19 protein-coding genes and 1 pseudogene are annotated in these 18,430 nt (G+C 69.6%); all 20 read right to left on the bottom strand.

Annotation, left to right across the window (positions count from 1 at the left end):
- Nucleotides 1-118: 118 nt before the first annotated feature.
- The gene (locus SK571_RS30775) at nucleotides 119-775 is read right to left on the bottom strand and encodes an HNH endonuclease family protein (protein WP_319987578.1); all 657 of its coding nucleotides are present in this window, start codon (nucleotides 773-775) and stop codon (nucleotides 119-121) included.
- 257 nt (nucleotides 776-1,032) lie between these two features.
- Nucleotides 1,033-1,890, bottom strand: coding sequence for a hypothetical protein (locus tag SK571_RS30780; protein WP_319987579.1), 858 nt, complete (start codon nucleotides 1,888-1,890; stop codon nucleotides 1,033-1,035).
- A gap of 257 nt (nucleotides 1,891-2,147) precedes the next feature.
- Nucleotides 2,148-2,456 (bottom strand): hypothetical protein, encoded by a 309-nt coding sequence (locus tag SK571_RS30785; protein ID WP_319987580.1) that lies wholly within the window; start codon nucleotides 2,454-2,456, stop codon nucleotides 2,148-2,150.
- 46 nt (nucleotides 2,457-2,502) lie between these two features.
- The gene (locus SK571_RS30790) at nucleotides 2,503-3,078 is read right to left on the bottom strand and encodes a hypothetical protein (RefSeq protein WP_319987581.1); all 576 of its coding nucleotides are present in this window, start codon (nucleotides 3,076-3,078) and stop codon (nucleotides 2,503-2,505) included.
- A 160-nt stretch (nucleotides 3,079-3,238) separates the two neighbouring features.
- Nucleotides 3,239-3,493: a hypothetical protein gene (locus tag SK571_RS30795; RefSeq protein WP_319987582.1), complete on the bottom strand. Its 255-nt coding sequence runs from the start codon at nucleotides 3,491-3,493 to the stop codon at nucleotides 3,239-3,241.
- Nucleotides 3,494-3,548: 55 nt separating this feature from the next.
- Entirely contained in the window at nucleotides 3,549-5,306 is a 1,758-nt protein-coding gene (locus SK571_RS30800; protein WP_319987583.1) for a VWA domain-containing protein, read from the bottom strand.
- Nucleotides 5,307-5,350: 44 nt separating this feature from the next.
- The gene (locus SK571_RS30805) at nucleotides 5,351-5,635 is read right to left on the bottom strand and encodes a hypothetical protein (protein ID WP_319987656.1); all 285 of its coding nucleotides are present in this window, start codon (nucleotides 5,633-5,635) and stop codon (nucleotides 5,351-5,353) included.
- Nucleotides 5,636-5,753: 118 nt separating this feature from the next.
- Nucleotides 5,754-6,149: pseudogene (locus SK571_RS30810) on the bottom strand (AAA family ATPase); the annotation flags it as partial.
- 437 nt (nucleotides 6,150-6,586) lie between these two features.
- Complete coding sequence (locus SK571_RS30815; RefSeq protein ID WP_319987584.1) at nucleotides 6,587-6,757, bottom strand: hypothetical protein; 171 nt, start codon at nucleotides 6,755-6,757, stop codon at nucleotides 6,587-6,589.
- Nucleotides 6,758-8,128: 1,371 nt separating this feature from the next.
- Entirely contained in the window at nucleotides 8,129-11,263 is a 3,135-nt protein-coding gene (locus SK571_RS30820; RefSeq protein ID WP_319987585.1) for a BTAD domain-containing putative transcriptional regulator, read from the bottom strand.
- Between the two features lie 111 nt (nucleotides 11,264-11,374).
- Nucleotides 11,375-11,779: a hypothetical protein gene (locus SK571_RS30825; RefSeq protein ID WP_319987586.1), complete on the bottom strand. Its 405-nt coding sequence runs from the start codon at nucleotides 11,777-11,779 to the stop codon at nucleotides 11,375-11,377.
- Nucleotides 11,780-11,844: 65 nt separating this feature from the next.
- On the bottom strand, nucleotides 11,845-12,291 hold the full coding sequence (locus SK571_RS30830; RefSeq protein ID WP_319987587.1) for a pilus assembly protein TadG-related protein: 447 nt from the start codon (nucleotides 12,289-12,291) through the stop codon (nucleotides 11,845-11,847).
- Nucleotides 12,288-12,761 (bottom strand): TadE/TadG family type IV pilus assembly protein, encoded by a 474-nt coding sequence (locus SK571_RS30835; RefSeq protein ID WP_319987588.1) that lies wholly within the window; start codon nucleotides 12,759-12,761, stop codon nucleotides 12,288-12,290. The genes SK571_RS30830 and SK571_RS30835 overlap by 4 nt, the downstream gene beginning before the upstream one ends.
- Nucleotides 12,758-13,456, bottom strand: a complete 699-nt coding sequence (locus SK571_RS30840; RefSeq protein ID WP_319987589.1) for a hypothetical protein — start codon at nucleotides 13,454-13,456, stop codon at nucleotides 12,758-12,760. Before SK571_RS30840 ends, SK571_RS30835 begins: the two co-directional genes overlap by 4 nt.
- 105 nt (nucleotides 13,457-13,561) lie before the next feature.
- A complete protein-coding gene (locus SK571_RS30845) occupies nucleotides 13,562-14,044 on the bottom strand; it encodes a TadE/TadG family type IV pilus assembly protein (protein WP_319987590.1) in 483 nt (160 codons plus the stop codon).
- A 16-nt stretch (nucleotides 14,045-14,060) separates the two neighbouring features.
- On the bottom strand, nucleotides 14,061-14,252 hold the full coding sequence (locus tag SK571_RS30850; RefSeq protein WP_319987591.1) for a hypothetical protein: 192 nt from the start codon (nucleotides 14,250-14,252) through the stop codon (nucleotides 14,061-14,063).
- Between the two features lie 46 nt (nucleotides 14,253-14,298).
- The gene (locus SK571_RS30855) at nucleotides 14,299-15,192 is read right to left on the bottom strand and encodes a type II secretion system F family protein (RefSeq protein ID WP_319987653.1); all 894 of its coding nucleotides are present in this window, start codon (nucleotides 15,190-15,192) and stop codon (nucleotides 14,299-14,301) included.
- A 10-nt stretch (nucleotides 15,193-15,202) separates the two neighbouring features.
- A complete protein-coding gene (locus tag SK571_RS30860) occupies nucleotides 15,203-16,111 on the bottom strand; it encodes a type II secretion system F family protein (RefSeq protein WP_319987592.1) in 909 nt (302 codons plus the stop codon).
- Nucleotides 16,108-17,610, bottom strand: coding sequence for a CpaF family protein (locus SK571_RS30865; protein WP_319987593.1), 1,503 nt, complete (start codon nucleotides 17,608-17,610; stop codon nucleotides 16,108-16,110). The genes SK571_RS30860 and SK571_RS30865 overlap by 4 nt, the downstream gene beginning before the upstream one ends.
- A complete protein-coding gene (locus SK571_RS30870) occupies nucleotides 17,607-18,428 on the bottom strand; it encodes a MinD/ParA family ATP-binding protein (RefSeq protein WP_319987594.1) in 822 nt (273 codons plus the stop codon). The genes SK571_RS30865 and SK571_RS30870 overlap by 4 nt, the downstream gene beginning before the upstream one ends.
- Nucleotides 18,429-18,430 lie beyond the last annotated feature (2 nt).

The following is an 18,430-nucleotide window of genomic DNA, read 5'->3' on the forward strand; positions in this document are numbered from 1 at the left end:
TCCCACACGCCGCGTTGGGGGGACAGACAGGGGGCAAGGCCACGCCTGGTCACCGTGGGTCGCTCCGGCGGGCCACCTGGTCACGCCGTGCCACCTTCGCCGTCTCGGTGGTCCCGGTTCAGGCGATGCCGACCGCGATCGGGACGTTGGGACAGCGCGCGGCCTTCTCCACGAGGACGGCCTTTTCGTTGTTGTCCACGGTCAAGCCCCAGCGGGTCTTCACGCTCACCCAGGCGGTGATGTAGCCGCATTGTGCTGCGGCGTAAGACGGAAGCCAGGTACTCGGGTCCTGGTCCGCTTTGGACCTGTTCGAGCGCGCGGTTACCGCGATCAACGTTTGAGGCGAGTCGAGGTCGTTGGCGTAAGCCTCGCGTCGGTTCGCCGTCCATGCGGAAGCACCACTGTCCCATGCCTCGGCCAGCGGCACCATGTGGTCGATGTCGACGCCGCGAGCGTCGGAGACGTACTCGTCGTCGTAGGACGAGTACCAGAGTCCGCCGGCGAGGGCGCATTTCGGGCCCACCTCGGGTGCGACCGCTGCCTCGTCGATCAGCACCTCCGCTCGGGTGCTGCATCCATCGCGATCGGCGTCCGTCCAATGTCGGAACTTGTCGCGCTGGTAGCCGTCACGGCTCTCCTCGGCGACCGGAAGCGCGGCGACCGCCTCGCGCAGCGGCACGGCCGTGGCAGTGGCCGACGCGGCAGCCATCGAGGGCACGGACGCGACTGCGATCCCCAAGGCCGCGGCGACGAGGACAGCGGCAAGTCCAGGCATCTCAGATGCTCCCCAGGTGAAGGACGCGCCCGTGCGGGTCCATACGTCGGCCAGTGCACCCCGTGCGTAGTGCCGATACCTCGCAGGCACGACGGCGTCACAGGGCACTTCCGCTGGATGGGGACGGATTTTCAGCCGAGTGAGCGACATGGGTCTACAGCACGTGAGCGAGCGACCTTCTCGACGTTGTGATCAACATCCGCTTAACGTTCAACGACGGGACAGGAAGTCGAGGTGCACGTTTTCCGGTCTCCTCGTCACCAGTGGGGTGGTGACGGTGCGGTGAGTGCGTCGGCGTCGGGGTCGGGGTCGTAGGGGTTCGCCGATTGTTCGAAGTCGGCGAGCAGGTCCGCCACCGGTTCTCCGTGTGCCTCCCAGATCTGGAAGTCGTCGGCCAGTTGGCTGGCTTTGGCGGTGAGCTGGAACCCGAAGCGCGGGAACACGTAGCTGGGCGGTTCAGTGTTGAGTTCGCTCGCGTGTACTCCGGCAGCCGGTACACCAAGCCGGAGCAGTACCGCGCCCAGCAACGATTCCGGCTCATCTCCGGAGAACAGCCGCGTTGATTCCTCGGTCGTCTCGAACGCGACGTCGAGGTCGCCGGTCTCGCGGGCGGCGTGTGCCATCAGACCGAGCAACTCCCAGAAACCGACCACGTGAGGCTCGGCGGTGCCTATGCTGTGGTGCTCAGCGCAGCCAGGGGCGCGGCCGAGCGCAGGGAAGGCTGGATGCGGCCCGGTGGCGCTCGAGCGGCGCACGCGGTCGAGGACGGCACCGGACTCCAGTTGGTCTGTGGTGGGACACGGGAACCACGCGCGTCCGAAGTAGCTGATCCACACGCGTCCGGCGTCGAACGCGTAGCACCAGCCGGTGAGAGAGCTGTCCTGCCAGCACCACGGCCACCCGTCGGCCACGCGATGTGCCCAGTTGCGGCGTTCGTCGCTGGGCAGCGACAGCAGCGTGTCGAGCCCGCGGGCGTAGTCGCGTGCGGTGACGGCGCCGAGCACCTCGCAGCCGGCCGGGGTCCAGTGCACGATCTCGGGCCCGGCGTTGTGGCTCAGCGATCCCACCCACACGGCCGAGGGGCCTCGTCCGATGTAGAAGTCTGCGGCGGTCATGTCCGCCTCCAGTTCGCGTCGTCGTTGGTGTGGTCCGATCAGAGGGGCCGGTGGGGTCGGCGGTGCACGGTTGTGTCTGGGCGGTTGGGGACGAGGCCGGGGACACGCTCACGCGAATCCGGCGCGGCTGGACGTGACAGGTGGGATCGCTGTTGGACACCTAGCCACGCACGCCCGACCGTGATCCACACCCGGCTGTGGGCGACCGACAAGAGTCGTCCACATGAAACGATGCTTGGTCCGCATCGTCGTGGAAGTCAGCTGTGGTACTCGTCGAACCCGGTTGCCTGGTTGAGGACGGCGAGCCTTCGGATGTGACGTTCGACCTCGTCGGAGTCGTCGCCGGGAATCAGTGCAGTCAGCAGATAGAGTGCGTCGCCGTGGTCGGCGAAGCTCACGGCTGTGCCGTTGTAGGTCACGTGCTCGCCGTTCGCGGCGACCACGCGCCACCCTGACTGGCGTGCTTGGTCGGTGCAGTAGTAGCTGCCGATCAGGACGCCATCGCGACTGACGGTGCCGTAGAGAACTTGCTGCGCGTCGGCGGGATCGGCGATGACGGAGGCCACCCGGCATCCGTTCTCGTGGAAGGTCCGGACGATCGTCTCGACAGCCTCATGTAGTGACACGGTGATCTCCTCCTGTGTAAGGCGGTTGTGCGGAATGGGGTGTCACAGACGGTTCCTCGATCGCTGACGGCGCGAAGGTGCAGCCGGGCGCGTGCAGGGAGTCGTCGCGGGCCTCGGCGATGGGCGAGAGGTCGCCGCCAGGGTCGAGGTAATCGCCGAGGTCGGCAAGGCCGGCGACGTGGACGACGGGGATCTCGGCCCCGCAGTCGGGGCACGAGTCGAGCAGCAGCCAGGCGGTGCCGGGGGTGGTGTTGTCGGGGATGAAACGCCACAAGCGTCCAGTGAGGTGCTCGGTGACCGTGATCAGGTCACCGGGGACCGTGCCGTCGCGGGTGCGGTACTCGCGTTGGGGGTCGTCGGTGATGATGACGCTGTCCACGGGCATCTGAAGCGCGGACGCGATGGTCCTGGCCACGCGAGCACGGCGCGCCCACCTGTTCCATTGCCCGGCGGAGTTGTTGCGGCACAGGAACCCGTCACGGTCGGCTGCGCGATGTGCGCGTGCGACTCGCACCGCGCGTCCGGCAAGTCCGATGATTCCGTCTGGCGTACGGGTGCTCATGAGGTGCTCCGTTGGGTGGTGTCGGCAGGTCGGTCACGGCGTCGGCGTAGGTGAGCGGGTCGGTCGCGTCGAGCAGCAGCCGTCCACATGCAACGGCGCGCACGGTGACGGTCGGCGTCTCCCTCAGCCAGTCCGGCGGTCAGTGCGGGCGCGGTGGTGGTCATGACGACCACCCCAGCGCGCTGACCGCGACCGTCGGGAGGTAACCGACCTGTTCCCCCGCGCCGAGCCACACGACGTATGCGTGGGTGGGCGGTGCGTCGTCGTCGGTGTCCTGCACGGTGCTCACGACGCAGGTGAGGGTGTGTGCGAGCGGGTAGCCGGGTTGTGTGGCGAGCTGTAGCGGGGCGGTTGGGTCGTAGGGTTCGAGCGCCTCGCGCAATTCACCCACGGTCGTGATGGGGCAGTCGTACATGGTGAACACCTCCGGGTGGGTCCGGGGCGGTGCGCGCCCCGGACCGGGCTGGCGGTCAGTGGGTGGCGCGCAGGGCGGCCGTGGCGGCGCGGCCGATGGCCTGCGCGGTGGTGGTGGGGTCGGTCATCACGTGCACGGTCGCCCCGGTCAGCGGTGTGCGCCCTGGGACGTCCGGGGCGATCCACAACACGGCGCATCCGGTGGCGCGCAACCGGTCGAGGAGTCGTTGCCCGTTGCGGCGGGGTCCGTCGCGGAATTTGCCGTCGGACACGATGACCAGCAACCGCGCGGCACCGGGGCGGGACAGTCCGAGTGCGCCGTCGAGGGCGTCGATCGCGGTGTCGATGGCTTCCCAGTTGTCGCGGGTGGCAAAGTCGGTCACGGCGACGGGGGCTTTGCCGGGGCGGGTGATCGGGCGGACGTGGTGGCCGAAGATCACGGTGGCGGTGTCGGCGGGCACCGGACTCTGCCCGGCGGCGTTGGCCAGAATCCACGCGGTCGAGGCGACCGGTTTCGCGAAGCTGCCCATGGACCCGGACACGTCGCACGCGATGCCCAGCCGTAGCGGCGGGGTCGCGACCGTGGTGCGGGTGGTGCGGGTGAACGGCTCGGCGGTCGGCATCGCCCCGGCGGCGAGTTGCGCCTCGCGCGCCAGCGCACCGCGCATCCGCAGGCGTCCGGGCGGAATCGGCGAGGTCGTCCTGGTCGCCACCCGGTCACGGACCCCGGCGGTGGTCAGCGCGCGCCCGAGTACCCGCGCGGCGGTGCGTTCGCCCGTGGTCGGCGGGCGGGTACCGGTCGTGTCGGTGAGCCCGTCACGGGGACCGCCGACCGTGAACACGGTGCGGGCGGCGTCATCGGCCTTCGTCGTGGCGGCGTCGGCAGCGGCCTTGTTGCGGGCGGCGATCTCGGCGGGGTCCTCGGGCAGCTTCGCCCGCGCTACCGCGCGCGTCACCTTGCCCAGTGCCTTGCCGATCGCATCCGCCAGCGGGGACGGCGACGGGGTGCCGGACGGGTCCGGGGTGGCGGACGGGTCGGCGAGGTGCGGCGGGGTGGTGTCGGGGTCGGGTCCGATGATCTCGCACCACTGGCGGCCGAGTTCGATCATGGCGGCGGTGTCATCGTCGGCGGTGCGGAACGCCTTGCGCCACACCGCCCGAAGCTTCCCGAGCTTCTCCGCGCCGAGTACGTCTTGCACGGCGCGCGCGACGGGGGCGGTTTCGGCGCGGGTGAGGATGCCGCCGTCGGTGCGTCCCAGGAACAGGGCGGCGGTGTGGGCAGCGTCGCGCGGGGTCATTTTCGGGGCGAAGGCGGGATCGTCGAGTTTCATGCCGCCCGTGACGATGGTCTTCACACACGCGCGCAACCAATGCCGGTCGTCGGGGCGGCGGCGGATCTGCGCCCGTTCGATCCGGGGCTCTTCCAGCAACAGGGCGGCCTCGACCGCGCCGGGGTCGGCGTCGGCGGGCACGGCGGCGAGCCAGGCGGTGTGCTTGCTGTGCGCGCATTCATGGGTCAGCGCACCCCAGGTGGGGGCGTACCGTTTCCGGTCGCTCATCCGATGCGGTCGGGCGGTGGCGGGGTCTACCGGGTGCAGGTGCGTACCGTCGACTTCGATCATGGCGGTGGCGGGCAGGAAACACGCCGGGGCACCGTGTCCGGCACCGGGCGCGATGGTGACCAGCAGGTCGTCCCGTCCGGCGATCGCGGGGACTTCGGCGGTCAACGCGGCCGAGAGCGCGTCCCATCCGGCGGCGGCGGGGAACACGGCCGAACCGGTGGCGGCGGGGTCGGCGATCATGTGCGCGGTCATCGCGGGTGTCCTTTCCGGACGGTTCGGGCGCGAGTGGCGGTTGGTCAGATACGGGCACCGAGTGCCAGCGGGGCAACGGTTTTACCGAAGGCGGTCTTGACAACGGTGGCCACGATGTCGCGGTCCTCTTCCGGGGCGGTGCCGATCAGGTTCCCGGCGGCGGCGTCGGTGCCCAACACGTCGGCGATCTTCTGGAATGCCAGCAGTTCGCGCAGTTGCGGTGCCCACCGGACCTCGCCGCCCGCCTGTCGCGTGGACAGGTTCCGCGCCACGGACACGGCACGCGTGTCGATCTTGAGTTGCGTGGCGAGGTCGTAGTCGGTGGACACCTGGATCTGCACGGAAAACCGCGACGCCAACGCATCCGACAACACCGCGGCCGTGCACGCCGGGGTTGTGTCCGGCCACCACGTAGAAACCGGGAGCGGCGTCGATGACCTCGCCGCCGTTGGCCTTGATCATGATCTGGCGGCGGCCGTCCATCGCGGGGTAGACCACGGCGAGCACGGTCGGCGGAATGAGGGTCGCGTCGTCGATGAACAGGGTCCGGCCTTCGCGCATCGCGCGGACCAGCGGACCGTGCACGAACACGAACTTCCCGTCCGGGGTCTGGGTGTACTCCCCCACGATGTCGGCGACCGTGGTGTCCCCGTCACCCTGAACCGTGACCAGGTCACCGAAAGCGGCCTCGACCACCGAGGTCTTCCCGGTTCCGGGCGGCCCGTACAACAGGGCGGCGACCCCGGCGTCACGCAACTTCTGTAGCGCGGTCACATCCGGCAGCCCGGACAGCTTGCGCGGGTGGTAAAGCTGCCCGTTCGGGCGCGTAACCGGACCGGTCACGGCCGGAGCCGTTGGGGTAGCGGGCGTGGTCGTCGCGGGTGGTGTCGTCGTGCGAGGTGTGCGGGTGCGGCGGAGTGCGCCGGACGGGACCGCCACGGGCGCGGCGGCGGCGTCGGCGGTGGTCGGTGTCGACCGGTAGCGGACCGGTTTGGTCGAGGTCTGCTCGGCGTAGCCCCCGGCGGTCAGCGCGGCGAGCGCGTTGCCGATCGCGCCCGATGACTTCCCGCCGAGTGCGGCGGCGATGTTGCGCGGGGTCAGTTCGGCGCCCGCCTGATCGGTCAGGACTTGCGCCACCTGTCGGCGGAGTTCGCCGTTGGGCAACCGCCCACCCGCCGGGGCGGTGGTCGTCGTGCCGGATGCCGCCGGGGCGGTCGTCGGCGCGGCTGGCGTGGTCATCGCGGGTGGGTCCTTTCGATCTAGTGCGAGCGGCGGGAACGTCAGACGGCGGCGGCGGTGAACGCGTCGGCGTCGATGACGTCGAGCGCGTTCTCGTGGGCGTGGGCGGCGGCGTTGGCGGTTTCCGTGTTGTGGCCGTATTCGGCCCACCCGCAGTAGCAAAACGCGGTGACCGTGCCGTCGATTTCGGTTTCGATTTCGGTGTCGCACATGATCGACTCCCGTTCATTGGACATGACTCGCGCCGGGTGTGGTATTCGGTTTGTTTCCGGCTCCCCCGGCGGTAATTCAATTATTACTCTGCCACGTGCCGCACGCAATAGCGCTAGCCGTCTTTTCGGGAACCCTTTTGGGTGATGATTGCCGCCCGCATTGTGGTGCAATATAAAACCGTCCGTACGGTCACAATTCCGAACGTCTTGCGCCGATTTCCGCAGGTCAGCAATGTCGAGTGCGCGCCGGCTGCCGCGGACGGAGATGGTCGGGCGACACACAGGGAGCGAAATTAAGGGTAAATAAGTGAAATAAAAGAATGAGGAAGGTGGATAGCAGTGAAGGTAAGACAAGGTAGAGGGCTGATCACGAAGTAGCGACCGAGACAGCGGCCATGCAGCCCGCGCCGATGTGTCTACCGGCTTGCGGGCAAGCGAGTCTGGGATACCAGCGGATCCCCCTGCGGCATCGATGACCAGCATCTCCGCAGGCCGTAGAGGGTGGTCCTCTAACCTGATCCCCCGTATGAACCCCGTCATAACCCCCCGTATGAACCCCCAATGGAAGGCACTGTGCGTGCAGATGATCTTCCCTGCCGCTACTTGGCGTGACACTCTGTGACGTGAGCCGGAATACGGAGGGCCGATTCCGGCGCCCTGCCGGACGACGAGAAGCTTGTTGCTCCGGGGCGAGTGGGAGGCCAGGGTCGACTCCTGCGGTAGCACTGAGCAGAGGCCGGCACTCGAATAGGAGCCGTAGGGATTGTGTCGCTGAACGAGAGGGCGACGGGTACGGCGCGAGGACTCGGTCGGCACTGGTGCGCATGTGAGTGCGACGATGAGGGGTGAGGGTTTCTTCGGGATGTCCATGCCCCGAGGCGCCGCGTCGGGGCAAGCGGGAACAGGCCACACTGGTCACGACGACCTCGGGTGACCTCGTATGACGAGAAGGAATTCTTTCCACGGCCAGCTCGTATTCCATCGACAAAGAATCTCCGGACAAACATCCCGACCTGCAGAATAGCATTCCTGGCCGCACACCGAAAAAGATGATTATCGAAGTAACTTTGTTGCGCGACCTGCGCGCAAAGTCTTTTCCGGGCACGGTCACGTACTCGTTGAAGGTCGAAGCACTGGAGTTCTTGACGCTGGCCGAAGCTCTGGTCGTCCCGCTTGGCGCGCACCTGGAACTTATCGCGCACGCTCAGGCGTACCGCTGCCGGATTGGCGGCAAGGTAGTCGCACTTACCGGAATTGCCGAGTTGGACGAACTCGGTCTCAGCGACGGCGAGGCCGGCGAACAGGGCAGGCCTGCGGGCACGAGCTCGGTCCTGGCTGTGGTCGTTAGGCCCGTACCGTCCTGGCGCCATGTCAACTGGCCGTGCTGCGATCACGTGTGCCCTGAGCGTGTGAACTCGCTGGGCCGGCCGGCTTGTCCTCGTGGCGTTGTCCCAGCTGGGCTGCCAGGCCGCGAGCCTGTGGGGTCGGTGCGGCGTCGAGTTCGGCCAGCCGGGCGGTCAGCAGGGTCAGTGTCCGCGGGATGGCGTCGATCTGCCCGAGCCGTTCCTGCAGGCGCATGATGTCGCGGTAGAGCGGCTCGTTGTGCGGGTCGAATGCCCGCGCGACCTCCAGCAGGTCCAGGGTCTGTTGCGGGTCGGTGTCGACCAGCGCGCGGGCCAGTGCGGCGACGGCGTCAACGGCGTCGCGGCGGATCGCCTCGCGTACGGACTCGATCCACTCGTTCGACATGTCTTCTGCCAGTGTTCCGCCGTAGGCGTTGACCACGTCCCAGAGGGCGTCGATTCGGGCTTGGTCGGTGGCGGCGGCGCGGCGTGCGGCGACAGCGTGAGCGAAGCGCCGGTAGTCGACGCTCACCACCGCGGGGTCGAGTTGGTAGCGGCCGTTGCTCGTCGAGACGATGTCGGTCACCGCTCCGTCGGTGGCGGCGGCCAGTGCGGTGCGCATCCGTGCCAGCGCGGTGTGCAGGGCGTTGGTCGGTCGGGCCGGCGGGTCGTGGCTCCACAGCGCCGAGACGAGCGGGTCGCGGGTGACGCCGTCAGGGTGCAGCGCGAGAAACACCAGCAGTTCTTGGGTTCTGGGCTGCAAGGTCCCGGTGATCTCCAGGGAACTCGTGGCCGGGTGAGGCTCGGGGTGCCAGTGCACACGCAGGCCACCGAGCACGGTGACCATGATCTGTGCGGCGTCCGTGTCGTCCTCGTGGTGGGTGGCGAAGGCCGGCGGTGTTGCGGCCACGGGTTCGGTGTGTCCGTCCGCGGGCGCCGGATCATCGGTGAGCGCGCCCGGCTGTGGATGTTCCTTCTCCGCACCAGCGACGTCCGCGCGGTCCGGTTTGTGCTGTCGCTCCCGCAGGCCCTGCGCTGGGCTGGGATCGAGGATCTCCGGCTGGGTGTCTGAGGGTGCGGGTTGCGTAGCCGAGGCCGTGACCTTCAGCTCGATCTCACTCGTACCGGAGGGGCGGGTCTCGAGCGCGCCTTCCGCGCTCGGCAACGTGTGATCGTTGCTGGCCGGTGGCGTGGCCGCGACGGGCGTGTGTGGTGCCGGTGGCAGGTCGGGAAGGTAGCTGGTGTCCGGCGGGTCGGGCTGGGGTTCGGCTTGGTGCAGCAGATTAAGGAGCTGGGTGGTGTCGTCGCCGCCGAGGCGGAACACCTGGGTGCCGCGCAGGGCTTCGCCCAGGCCGGGGCCGGTGGCCGAGATCGTGCCATCGGCGCGGACGTAGCAGGTGACGCCGGGTTGCCACTGGCCCAGCAGCAGCCCGGTGACACCGAACGGCGTGCCGGTGTCCAGGACCGCCTGTAGCCGCGGGTGCGGTGCTGGTGGCTGTGCGACCAGCACCAGCGGCGGGCACCTCCTGTGCCCGGCGCCGGTTTCACGGCTGGTGGTGGCGCGCACCAGGATTTCGGCCTCGACCGCGTCCAGCGCGCTGTCCAGGTCTCGGACGACTCGCACTGTTGACGGCAGGTGCAGGTGGCGCGCGTCTCGTCCGAGCATCGAGACCAGGTCGCCGGCGGGGACGATGACGACCGTCCCCGCCGACGTCGCCGGGTGGCGTGGTGAGGTGGTGAGTGCCGTGATCAGCAGGGCGCGGGCCGCGGCGGGGGCGCCGGCGCCGACCAGTCCGAGGCCGCGAGTGGCGGCGAGGTCGAGGGCGATCTCACGGCCATCGCGGACACCGATTCCTGGCGTGAGGGCCGCGGTGCCGCCTGCACCGGCCTCGTGTGCGCCCACCATCAAGGGCGGCACGGGCGGGCCAGGCCGCGGGCGTTCGTCGTCCGCCTCGTCCTCGTCGAGGTCGATGTCGTTGTGTGCCTCGGTGCGCAGGTGTGCCAGGCGCAGCTGGTAGACGACCGGGGCGACGAACAGGTCGTCGCGGTCACCGCTGCCGGGCCGGTATCGGCTGCGATGGCGGCGGCGGGCGAGCATCAGCGTCGCGCTGACAGCGGCGGCCAGCCCGAGACCGACGAACAGCTCGTCGCCCCACCGGAAGCCGGGTTCGTCCGCCGCCTGCGGTGCTGGGCTGAGGCTCCTCGCAGACGGTGGGGCCTGAGGCATAGACGGCGCGGGTGACACGGGTGTGGACGGCTGAAGGCTGGTCGAGGGCGTAGAGGAGGTCGATGGCGGGGCGGGAGAGTTCGGGGCCTGATCGGCCGGCGGCGGCGTGGATGCGTGCGCCTCGCGTGGCAGTGTGAGCTCCTCGCCGGGGAAGATCAGGCTGGGCTGGGTGAAGGCGTGCCCGTTCGGTTGCGGTTTTCCTTTGTTGAGCTCGAAGATCTCCGGCCAGCGGGCGCCGTCGCCGAGGGTGCGTTGCGCGATGCGCCACAACGAGTCGTGGACTCCGGCATGCGGTGCCAGCACGACCACCGACTCCGGCCGCGTGGAAACATCACCCGCGCCGCCAGCGGGCGCTACCGAGGGGCGGCCTTCCAGCGCCTCGGTGCCGGGTGTGGGGTGATGCCACGCTGGGGCGGTCGCCACGACCGGGGCTCCGGTCCCGAGCGCGGCCGACAGCGGGGCGGACGCCGCCAGTGTGAGCCGGTTGCCCAGTACCGCCATCAGAATCGAGCCGACCAGCGCACCCGCCAGCGCCTGCGTCGGGCCAGCGGCGGAGAAATGAACGGACCGGGCCGCGTCGAACCCGCGCCGGGCCGCATCCACGATGCAGGCCACGACGTCGAGAGCGAACGCCGCCCACCAGATCCAGCACGCGCAGGCGATGACATCCAGCACGAACTCGGCCGTGATCGGGCTGAGCAACACGACCTGCAGTTCGGTCCAGGTCAGAACGTGGTCAGGCAGCGGCCAGCCGACGTAATGCCACAGCGCCCACGGCACACCCGCCGTCAAGGCCAGTAGCGCTGTGGCGGCGACCAGACCGCGCAGCACACGGCAGGCGACACGGATTGTGCCGACCAGTCCCCGCCGGGCACGCCGGCCCGGCGTGGGCGACAGAGCTGCCCCTCTGCGGGTGTGGTGCGGCTTGGAGGTCACGGCTGACTCGTTTCCTTGGCTGTACAGGCCTTGTGCGGCCCGATGCGTCCTGTCCTGCGGGTGAGCACCGGCCTGGCTGGGATCACCCCAGCTCGACCGGTTCGGAGGCCGTCATGTCACGTCCGCCGTGACCAGTTGCGGTGGCGGGACTGCCTGGCCGTTGGTCGTTGTGCTCGCAGCGGACGGCTCGCGGCTCGGGTCGTCGGGCCTGCTAGCGGTGAGCGGCTTCTTTTTCGTACGAGCCGGTTTGGAGACGTTGAGCCATCCCGTCAGGACAGCCGGCCGGATGCTGGTGAACCGCGACAGCTCGTCGATGTCCATCACGTCCCGCGAGCCGGCGATGACCTCTGCAAGTTGCCGGTCGAACTCCTCGACCTTGCCGGCGTGGATCGCCCGTTGCCGCGCGAGCTCACCGACCTGTTGCGCCGCAACGGCTCGCCGCTCCCGCCGAGCAGTGTCGGCTTCCTCGACTCGGCGCCTGATCTCCTGCGCTGTCGCGATATCGGTCGTGGCCATCATGGTCTCCCCTTCTGTGCTGATGCTGCGGTGCGAGCGATGAAGCCCTGGGCTACGGGGGTGGGTCAGGGTTCGGCGGTCGTGACGCCGCGCTGAGGATGCGCGCTGCCCTCGCCGTGAACCTGCAGGCGGGACACGCCGATGAGTCCGAGTAGCTGGGTCGGCTGAGATGCCGTGACCGTGACGGTCACGGTGTTGCCGGACACGGTGACGGTGCCGGACGCGCCGACGCTGCCGAGGTAGGAGCGGGCCTTGGCCGCCGCTTGCGCCGGGTTCAGGTGAAGCTGGCCGCTGGCGCGGTACTGGGCGAGGTCAAGGGCTTGCGCGCCGGCGCGGGCGGCGGCCTCGGCGTGGCCGTTGGCCTTGACCTTGGCCGCGAGCGCCAGGCCACCGTCGAGGCCGAGCCCGGCGAGCGCCAGGAGCGCGAGGGTGATCGTCACGACGAACGCGCTCACCTGCCCGTCGTCCGCACACGACCGCACCCGCCGTGCCAGCTGAATCACCGAGGTCATCTGCCGCTCCTCCCAGCAGCCACGATGGCGCCGGACCTGTATGTGTCCACCGGCTCGATCGCCGTGGCGGACAAGCGCTTCTGGCCTGCGCCGAGCATCAGGGCGTCACCGAGGTCGACGTCGCAGCTGACGGTCACGGTCACGGAGCCGCCCGGCCGCAGGCCTGCGGTAGCGATGTCCACGGCCACGGCTCGGCAGGTGACGCCCGCCGAGGCCAGCGCGGCGGTCGCGGTCGAGCGTGCCTGGTCGGCGGCGCGGGCAGTGGTGCGTTCGAGACTGGCCGCTCTCGCCGCCTGGTGCGCCACGTCATTGATCCGCAGCCGTGCGTCGACACCGCGGTGCACGACCACAGCGACGAAGACCAGCAGCATCACCAGAAGCGGCGTGACCAGAACGATCTCGCTGCTCGCAGAGCCCCGGTCCTCCCGCCACCACGACCTGCGGCACGGCGTTGTCCGTGCGGCGGTCATGGCGTCACCGCTGCGGGTAGAACGTCGTGCAGTGCGGTCAGGTGCGCGAGCAGGTCGTCGGTCCGGGCCGTGGCCGCGGCGTGGTGCAGCCGCCGGTTGGCTTCGCGGATGTGGGCGGTCGCAAAGGCGAGCCGGGCTATGGCCGGCTGCAGGTCCTCGTGTGCCGTGGGCGCCTGGTACAGCGCGAGCAGCATGTCCCACGCCAGCCGGTGAACAGCGTCCAAGTGGCCTTGGCCGATCCACGGCGCGGCGGGCCCCGAATGACTCAGGTGCACCGCGTCGATGACCTGCGCGGCCAGGGCTGCCGCAGCCACCGGTCCCCGATCAAGGAAATCGGCGCCACGGAAGAACCATTCACCTCGCCCGCGATCGGTACGCCAGGCAGCCGTTCGAGCCGACAGATCATGACCGAACCGCAGGTAGTCGTAGCGTGCGATCAGCACCGCGACCACGACCAGCACCGCGCCCGCCGCGACAACAAGAACAAGTACGGGCCGGTTGGCCACGCCGACGAGCAGCGTCAGCACCCCGCCGAGTGCATACAGCCCGGCATCAGGCAGCAGGCAACACCACACCGCACGGCGACGCAGCCGCTCACGGGCCAGACCAGGACGCCACAGCACCGGTTCGGTACCGGAACTGAAGCTCCCGTACCGCACAGGAGATTCGTTCATCAGACACTCCAGTCCTCTCACAGCGCCACGCTGTTTGATCCTTTGTGGACATGTGATAGGTCGATCGGTTGCGCGCGGGTGTCCGTTCTGGTGTGGGGGAACCCGCTGGATCCGGGGTCGGGCGTTTCAGGGACTCGCGAATCCGTTGACTTCTGTCACGAACCGTTCGACGGGACCTAATGCTTCGGCATGAACCGGTAGCTGCAGGAACGGGACAACGGCTCTCGCGGTACCGGTGATCCGCACGGATGCCGACGCGGTGCTGCGTTCCGCAGCGACGCTCGCGCCGGTCAGCGGGCCTCGTGCGAGCTGATCGAGCAGCTGCCGCGCGCTCGCCGTGCCCGCCGCGGCAGTTCCGTTTTGTGCTCGGGTGACAGCGAGCCCTTGTGAGGCGGCGGCTTGCGCGATGTGGGTAGCGTGCGACCACAACACGAACTGCACGATCGTCAGCAGCACCAGTAGCAGTAGCGGTGTGAAGAGCACGAGATTCGCGCTGGCCGAGCCGCGATCGTCCTGCAGAATCGGCTGCAGGAAGCGGCGATGCCAGACGCCAAGCCGACGGCTGCGCCGTTTCCAGCAGCCGTGCGAGTCCCGGACGGGAGCGGTCAAGTGTGCCATCGGGTGCTCACAGTTCGATGCTCGTGGCCTTGGCGATCACCTTGGCCACGATGATTCCGAGCACGAGGACTCCCGCGGAGATGAGCAGGGCTGTGATCAGCGTCGTCTCGCTCACGTAGCCCGCGCTGGGGTTGCGTCGCAGCAGGTCGATGCGTGCCCGCACCATCGTCCACACCATGCTCAACTGAGTGATCGTCATTTTCTTCTCCTTGTCTTGTAACGAAAAACGGAACTTGCGCCTCGACTCAGAGGCCGTTGATCACTTGTGTCAGTGCCGGGTAGGCGACATAGCCGAGGAAGCCGAGGAACAGGCACATGACCGGTAGCGCCATGCGTTCGGTCGCGGAGTGGGCCTCGGCTTCGGCGTCGGTGAGCTGGCGCGTCCGCAAGGCCGTGGCTTTCGAGGCCAGGCTCGCGCGGACCTTGGCGCCTTCGGTGCCGGCCAGGCTGACCGAGGCGGCCAGCTCGACCAGCTCCGGGATGTCGAGCTCGTCGCCGAGCTGCCGCAGCGTGGCCCACGGGGTCGTGCGGGTCAGTCGCGCGGCGGACAAGGCGCGCTGGATGTGGGTGAATGCCCAGCCGTGACCGACCGCCGCCGAGTCGTTGAGGGCGCTGTCGACGCCCGCGCCACCCGCCAGCGTGATCCACACCAGGTCCAGGAACACCGAGAGAGCGTGCCGGAACCCGGTGCGCAGCCTCGCCGCTTCGGCACGTGCGCGCAGATCGGGCAGCTCGAATCCGATGGCGGCCAGGACGAGCCCGGCGATGATCGGGAACTGCCAGCCGATCGGCAGCCCGAGGACGGACAGTCCCAGCAGCAGGAGCGCGGGCACGACCAGTCCGGCGAGAGCGAAACTGGCCTTCTCCGCCAGGTGGGCGCTGATCGGCCGTCCGATGACCACGAGGTCGCGACGCAGCCGTTCGCCGGGCAGTCCCAGCGCGCGCAGCGGCGCGACCGCGCGACTGCCCAGCCGCGCGGCCCACCCCGTCTCGCCGACGAGCACGATCGGCGGTGGTGCTGGCGCGGCGGTGACCCGCGCCAGCACCGCGCCCAGCGCCGGCCGAGGCGGAAACACCGCGAACGCCAAGGCCCATAGGCCAAGACCGAATCCAGCGCCCAGAACCAGCGCGGTCACCACGGCAGCCACGTCACACCTGCCTCTCGGCGACCGGACGGGGACGCTCCCCCATCGGCGCCTGGGCGGAGGCCAGCAGCCGCGGCGACTGCGCGATGCGGGTAATCCGTGCCAGCCAGGCGAATCCCACCGCGAACAGCAACCCGATACCCAGCAGCACCGCTTGCCCTGTCGCGGAGTCGTAGGCCGACAAGTAGGGGCGGTTGAGCAGCACCACGGCCACCGCGAACACCAGCGTGGTCCCCACGATCACCCGCACCGACGTGCGCGTGCGCGCTCGACCGGCCTCCACCCGCATCCGCATCGACACCTGTTCCCGCGCGGTCTGGGCGAGCGCGCCGAGCAGCTCGCCGAGCTGGCGGGCCTGCTGCTCTGCGGCTTTCACCAGCGCGGCGATCACCAGATCGCCGGTCGGGTCCGCGAGCTCGTCGGCCAGCCCCCGCAGCGACGGCGCGAGCCGTTGCCCGTTCTCGAGGCGACGCGCCAGGCCGGCGACCTGGCCGCGGATCGGGGCAGGGGCCAGGGGCGCGGTGGCGAGGATCGCTTGTTCCAGACCGGATGCGGCCGACAGGGTGTCGCGCAGCATCTCGGTCCAGGTGGCGATCGCCTCGACCTTCGCGACCCGGTGCGCGTGCTCCGGGTCGCGGCCCAGCACCCGCGGCAGCGCCCAGCAGGCCATCGCGGCCAGGACCGCGCCGACAACCCAGCCCGTCGCCACGCCGGCCGCTACACCGACCGTGAGCGCGACACCGAACCGGATTCCGATGCGCTGACGTTGTTCGCCACTGCGCGGTCGCGCGCGCCACAGGCGAGGGCGTGGTTCGACGCCGTGCCAGCCGATGACGAACAGCAGCACTCCCAGCCCTGTACCGAGGCCCAGCAGGACGGCAAGTCCTTGGGCGGTGCCGAGGGAGACGTTCATCGTGGCCACCACCCGTCGGGCTGGTCGAGCACGACAGGGTCGAGTCCGGCGGCGGCCAGCTCGTCGAGGGTGTCGGTGCGCAGCGCGCCGGCCACCGGGCGAGCCCGGCCGTCGCGACCGGGCCGGTAGACCTCGTTGGAGACCACCAGTGCCCCGTCGGCGTCGACGATCTCGCGGATCGACGACACGACCCTGGTGGTCCGGTCGCTGCCGCGGCCCAGGTGCACCACGAAATGCACCGCGCTCGCGACCAGCAGCGCGGTGGCCTCCAGCGACAGCCGCTCGGCGCCTTGCGCGGCGTAGGAGGCAAGGCGGGTGAAGGCAATGCGGGAGCTGGAAGCGTGCAGGGTGGCCATGGATCCGTCGTTGCCCTGCGACATCGCGTTGCACATCGGGATGACCTCGGGCCCGCGGATCTCGCCGACAATGACCCGGTCCGGCGACATCCGCAGGCCCCACCGCACCAACTCGGCCTGGGAGACCGCTCCCTCACCCTCCACGTTCGGCTCGCGTGACTGCAGCGCCGTCACATCGGCGTGGATGTTCGGATCACGCTCCAGCCCAAGCTCGAACGCGTCCTCGATCGTGATGATCCGCTCCAGCGGATCCATCTCCGAGGCCAACGCCCGCAACATGGTCGTCTTCCCCGCCGCGGCACCGCCGGTGATCAGGATGTTCTTGCGGGCGCGCACGAGCGCGCGCAAGAACTCCCGCAGACCGGTGTCGATCGTGCCGCGCTCACGCAGCTGAGGCAGCGTGGCGGTGAGATAGCCGTGCCGGCGGATCGACAGCGAGGTCACCCCGTCCGCGGTCAACCCCATCACCGCGAACAACCGCTCACCACCGGGCAGCTGAAGGTTGACCGCGGGGGAACCGTGATCGAACCGCCGTTCCTGGCTGGACGCCCGCGCGGCGAGCAGCCGGACCAGATCGGTGAGTTCGTCGTTGGACGCGGCGATCGGCGCGACCGGTTCGCGGCGGCCGTCGGTGTGCTGCACGATCACGCGATCGAAGCGGTTGGCGTTGATCGTCTCGATCGTCGGGTCGTCCAGCAGCGGCTGCAGGCCCGCCATGCCGAACATCTCGTTGAGCACCTCGACGACCACCTGGCGCTCGACGTCAGGCGCGACGAGGGGTCGGTTGGCCATGAGTTCCCGCTCGCTGTGGCGGCGCGCCGCGTCCGCCAGGATCGCCTCACCCAGCGATCGGCGGGCCGACGGGATCATCGCGGCGCCGCTGCGTTTCTCGTGGGCGTCTACCTGGCTGGGCAGTTCGTCGGCCAGGACGACGCGCAAGTGCTGCCGGAGCCCGTCGCGCGCGGCACGATCGATGTCCTCGCCGGCATCGTCGCGTGGCACGGTGGGCGGACTGCCGCCCGCCGTGGCGTTCCACATACCGCCGTAGGTAGGGCTGGTGCCGGGCTGTTGGGGCGGTGACCACGGCTCCTGGCGGGGCAGCGGTGGCACCGACCTGAGATGCCCGTTCACGGGTTGAGTCATGACAAGACTCCTCTCCAAGAGTGCTCCTGCCCGCCGGTCTGGTTGTCTGCGGGAAGCCGTGGGGTCACAGGGAGTTCCTGGGCTGGGCCGGTGCCGTTGACGAGACTGAGGGTGGGCGCCATCACGACCCTCGGGGCCAGCTCGGCGGCGACCTTGTGAGCGAACCGTCCCAGCGCGGACTGCGACGGCCGGCTACGGGGCCACCGTGATCGTGGTTGCCGTCCACACAGGACAGCGGCACCGCGTGGGTCGTGCGGGATGCGGCCCAGCGGCATCACGCCGAGCTCGCGGCCGACATCGGTGGTGGCGTAGCCGCCCCCGACCAGCAGCAGCATCGGCCGGGGTGTCCAGCGCGCGGCGGTGGGCAGTCTGCGGGCCAGGTGCGCGAGATCGTCGGCATGGGCGCGGGTGAGCAGCACCAAGGCGTCGGCCTCGCGGACGATGTTCATCGCCGCAGAGGCCTGATCGATCCGGCCGCAGTCGGCGATCACGACGACACCGGGCCTGTGCGCACTGGCCCGGATTAGACCCGCGCCGGAGGGTGAGTCTGTGGTGAGGGTGAGCAAGGCGCCGCGGGTGAGATCTGCGTCCGGCGGCGCGGTGACCGCGAGCAGGCCTCCTGGTAGCGCTTGGGTGTGCTGCCACAGCAACCCTGGGTCGGCGCTGCCCCGTGCGGCCGCGGCAAGGCTGAGCAGGCCGGGCGAGGAAGGCAGGCGGAACCGCGTCGCGACGTCGCCTCCGGACGGATCCGCTTCGACGAGCACCGGCTGCGTGGGAACCGGCCAGCGGGCGGCCAGCGCGACAGAAAAGGTCGTCACGC

Source organism: Lentzea kristufekii (genome assembly GCF_033949925.1).
Lineage (GTDB): Bacteria > Actinomycetota > Actinomycetes > Mycobacteriales > Pseudonocardiaceae > Lentzea > Lentzea kristufekii.

Excerpts from the sequence above, each read along its gene's own strand:
- SK571_RS30775 (WP_319987578.1), bottom strand. The coding sequence starts at position 775 with ATGCCTGGACTTGCCGCTGTCCTCGTCGCCGCGGCCTTGGGGATCGCA.
- SK571_RS30780 (WP_319987579.1), bottom strand. The coding sequence starts at position 1,890 with ATGACCGCCGCAGACTTCTACATCGGACGAGGCCCCTCGGCCGTGTGG.
- SK571_RS30790 (WP_319987581.1), bottom strand. The coding sequence starts at position 3,078 with ATGAGCACCCGTACGCCAGACGGAATCATCGGACTTGCCGGACGCGCG.
- SK571_RS30795 (WP_319987582.1), bottom strand. The coding sequence starts at position 3,493 with ATGTACGACTGCCCCATCACGACCGTGGGTGAATTGCGCGAGGCGCTC.
- SK571_RS30800 (WP_319987583.1), bottom strand. The coding sequence starts at position 5,306 with ATGACCGCGCACATGATCGCCGACCCCGCCGCCACCGGTTCGGCCGTG.
- SK571_RS30815 (WP_319987584.1), bottom strand. The coding sequence starts at position 6,757 with ATGTGCGACACCGAAATCGAAACCGAAATCGACGGCACGGTCACCGCG.
- SK571_RS30825 (WP_319987586.1), bottom strand. The coding sequence starts at position 11,779 with ATGGCCACGACCGATATCGCGACAGCGCAGGAGATCAGGCGCCGAGTC.
- SK571_RS30830 (WP_319987587.1), bottom strand. The coding sequence starts at position 12,291 with ATGACCTCGGTGATTCAGCTGGCACGGCGGGTGCGGTCGTGTGCGGAC.
- SK571_RS30835 (WP_319987588.1), bottom strand. The coding sequence starts at position 12,761 with ATGACCGCCGCACGGACAACGCCGTGCCGCAGGTCGTGGTGGCGGGAG.
- SK571_RS30850 (WP_319987591.1), bottom strand. The coding sequence starts at position 14,252 with ATGACGATCACTCAGTTGAGCATGGTGTGGACGATGGTGCGGGCACGC.
- SK571_RS30860 (WP_319987592.1), bottom strand. The coding sequence starts at position 16,111 with ATGAACGTCTCCCTCGGCACCGCCCAAGGACTTGCCGTCCTGCTGGGC.
- SK571_RS30865 (WP_319987593.1), bottom strand. The coding sequence starts at position 17,610 with ATGACTCAACCCGTGAACGGGCATCTCAGGTCGGTGCCACCGCTGCCC.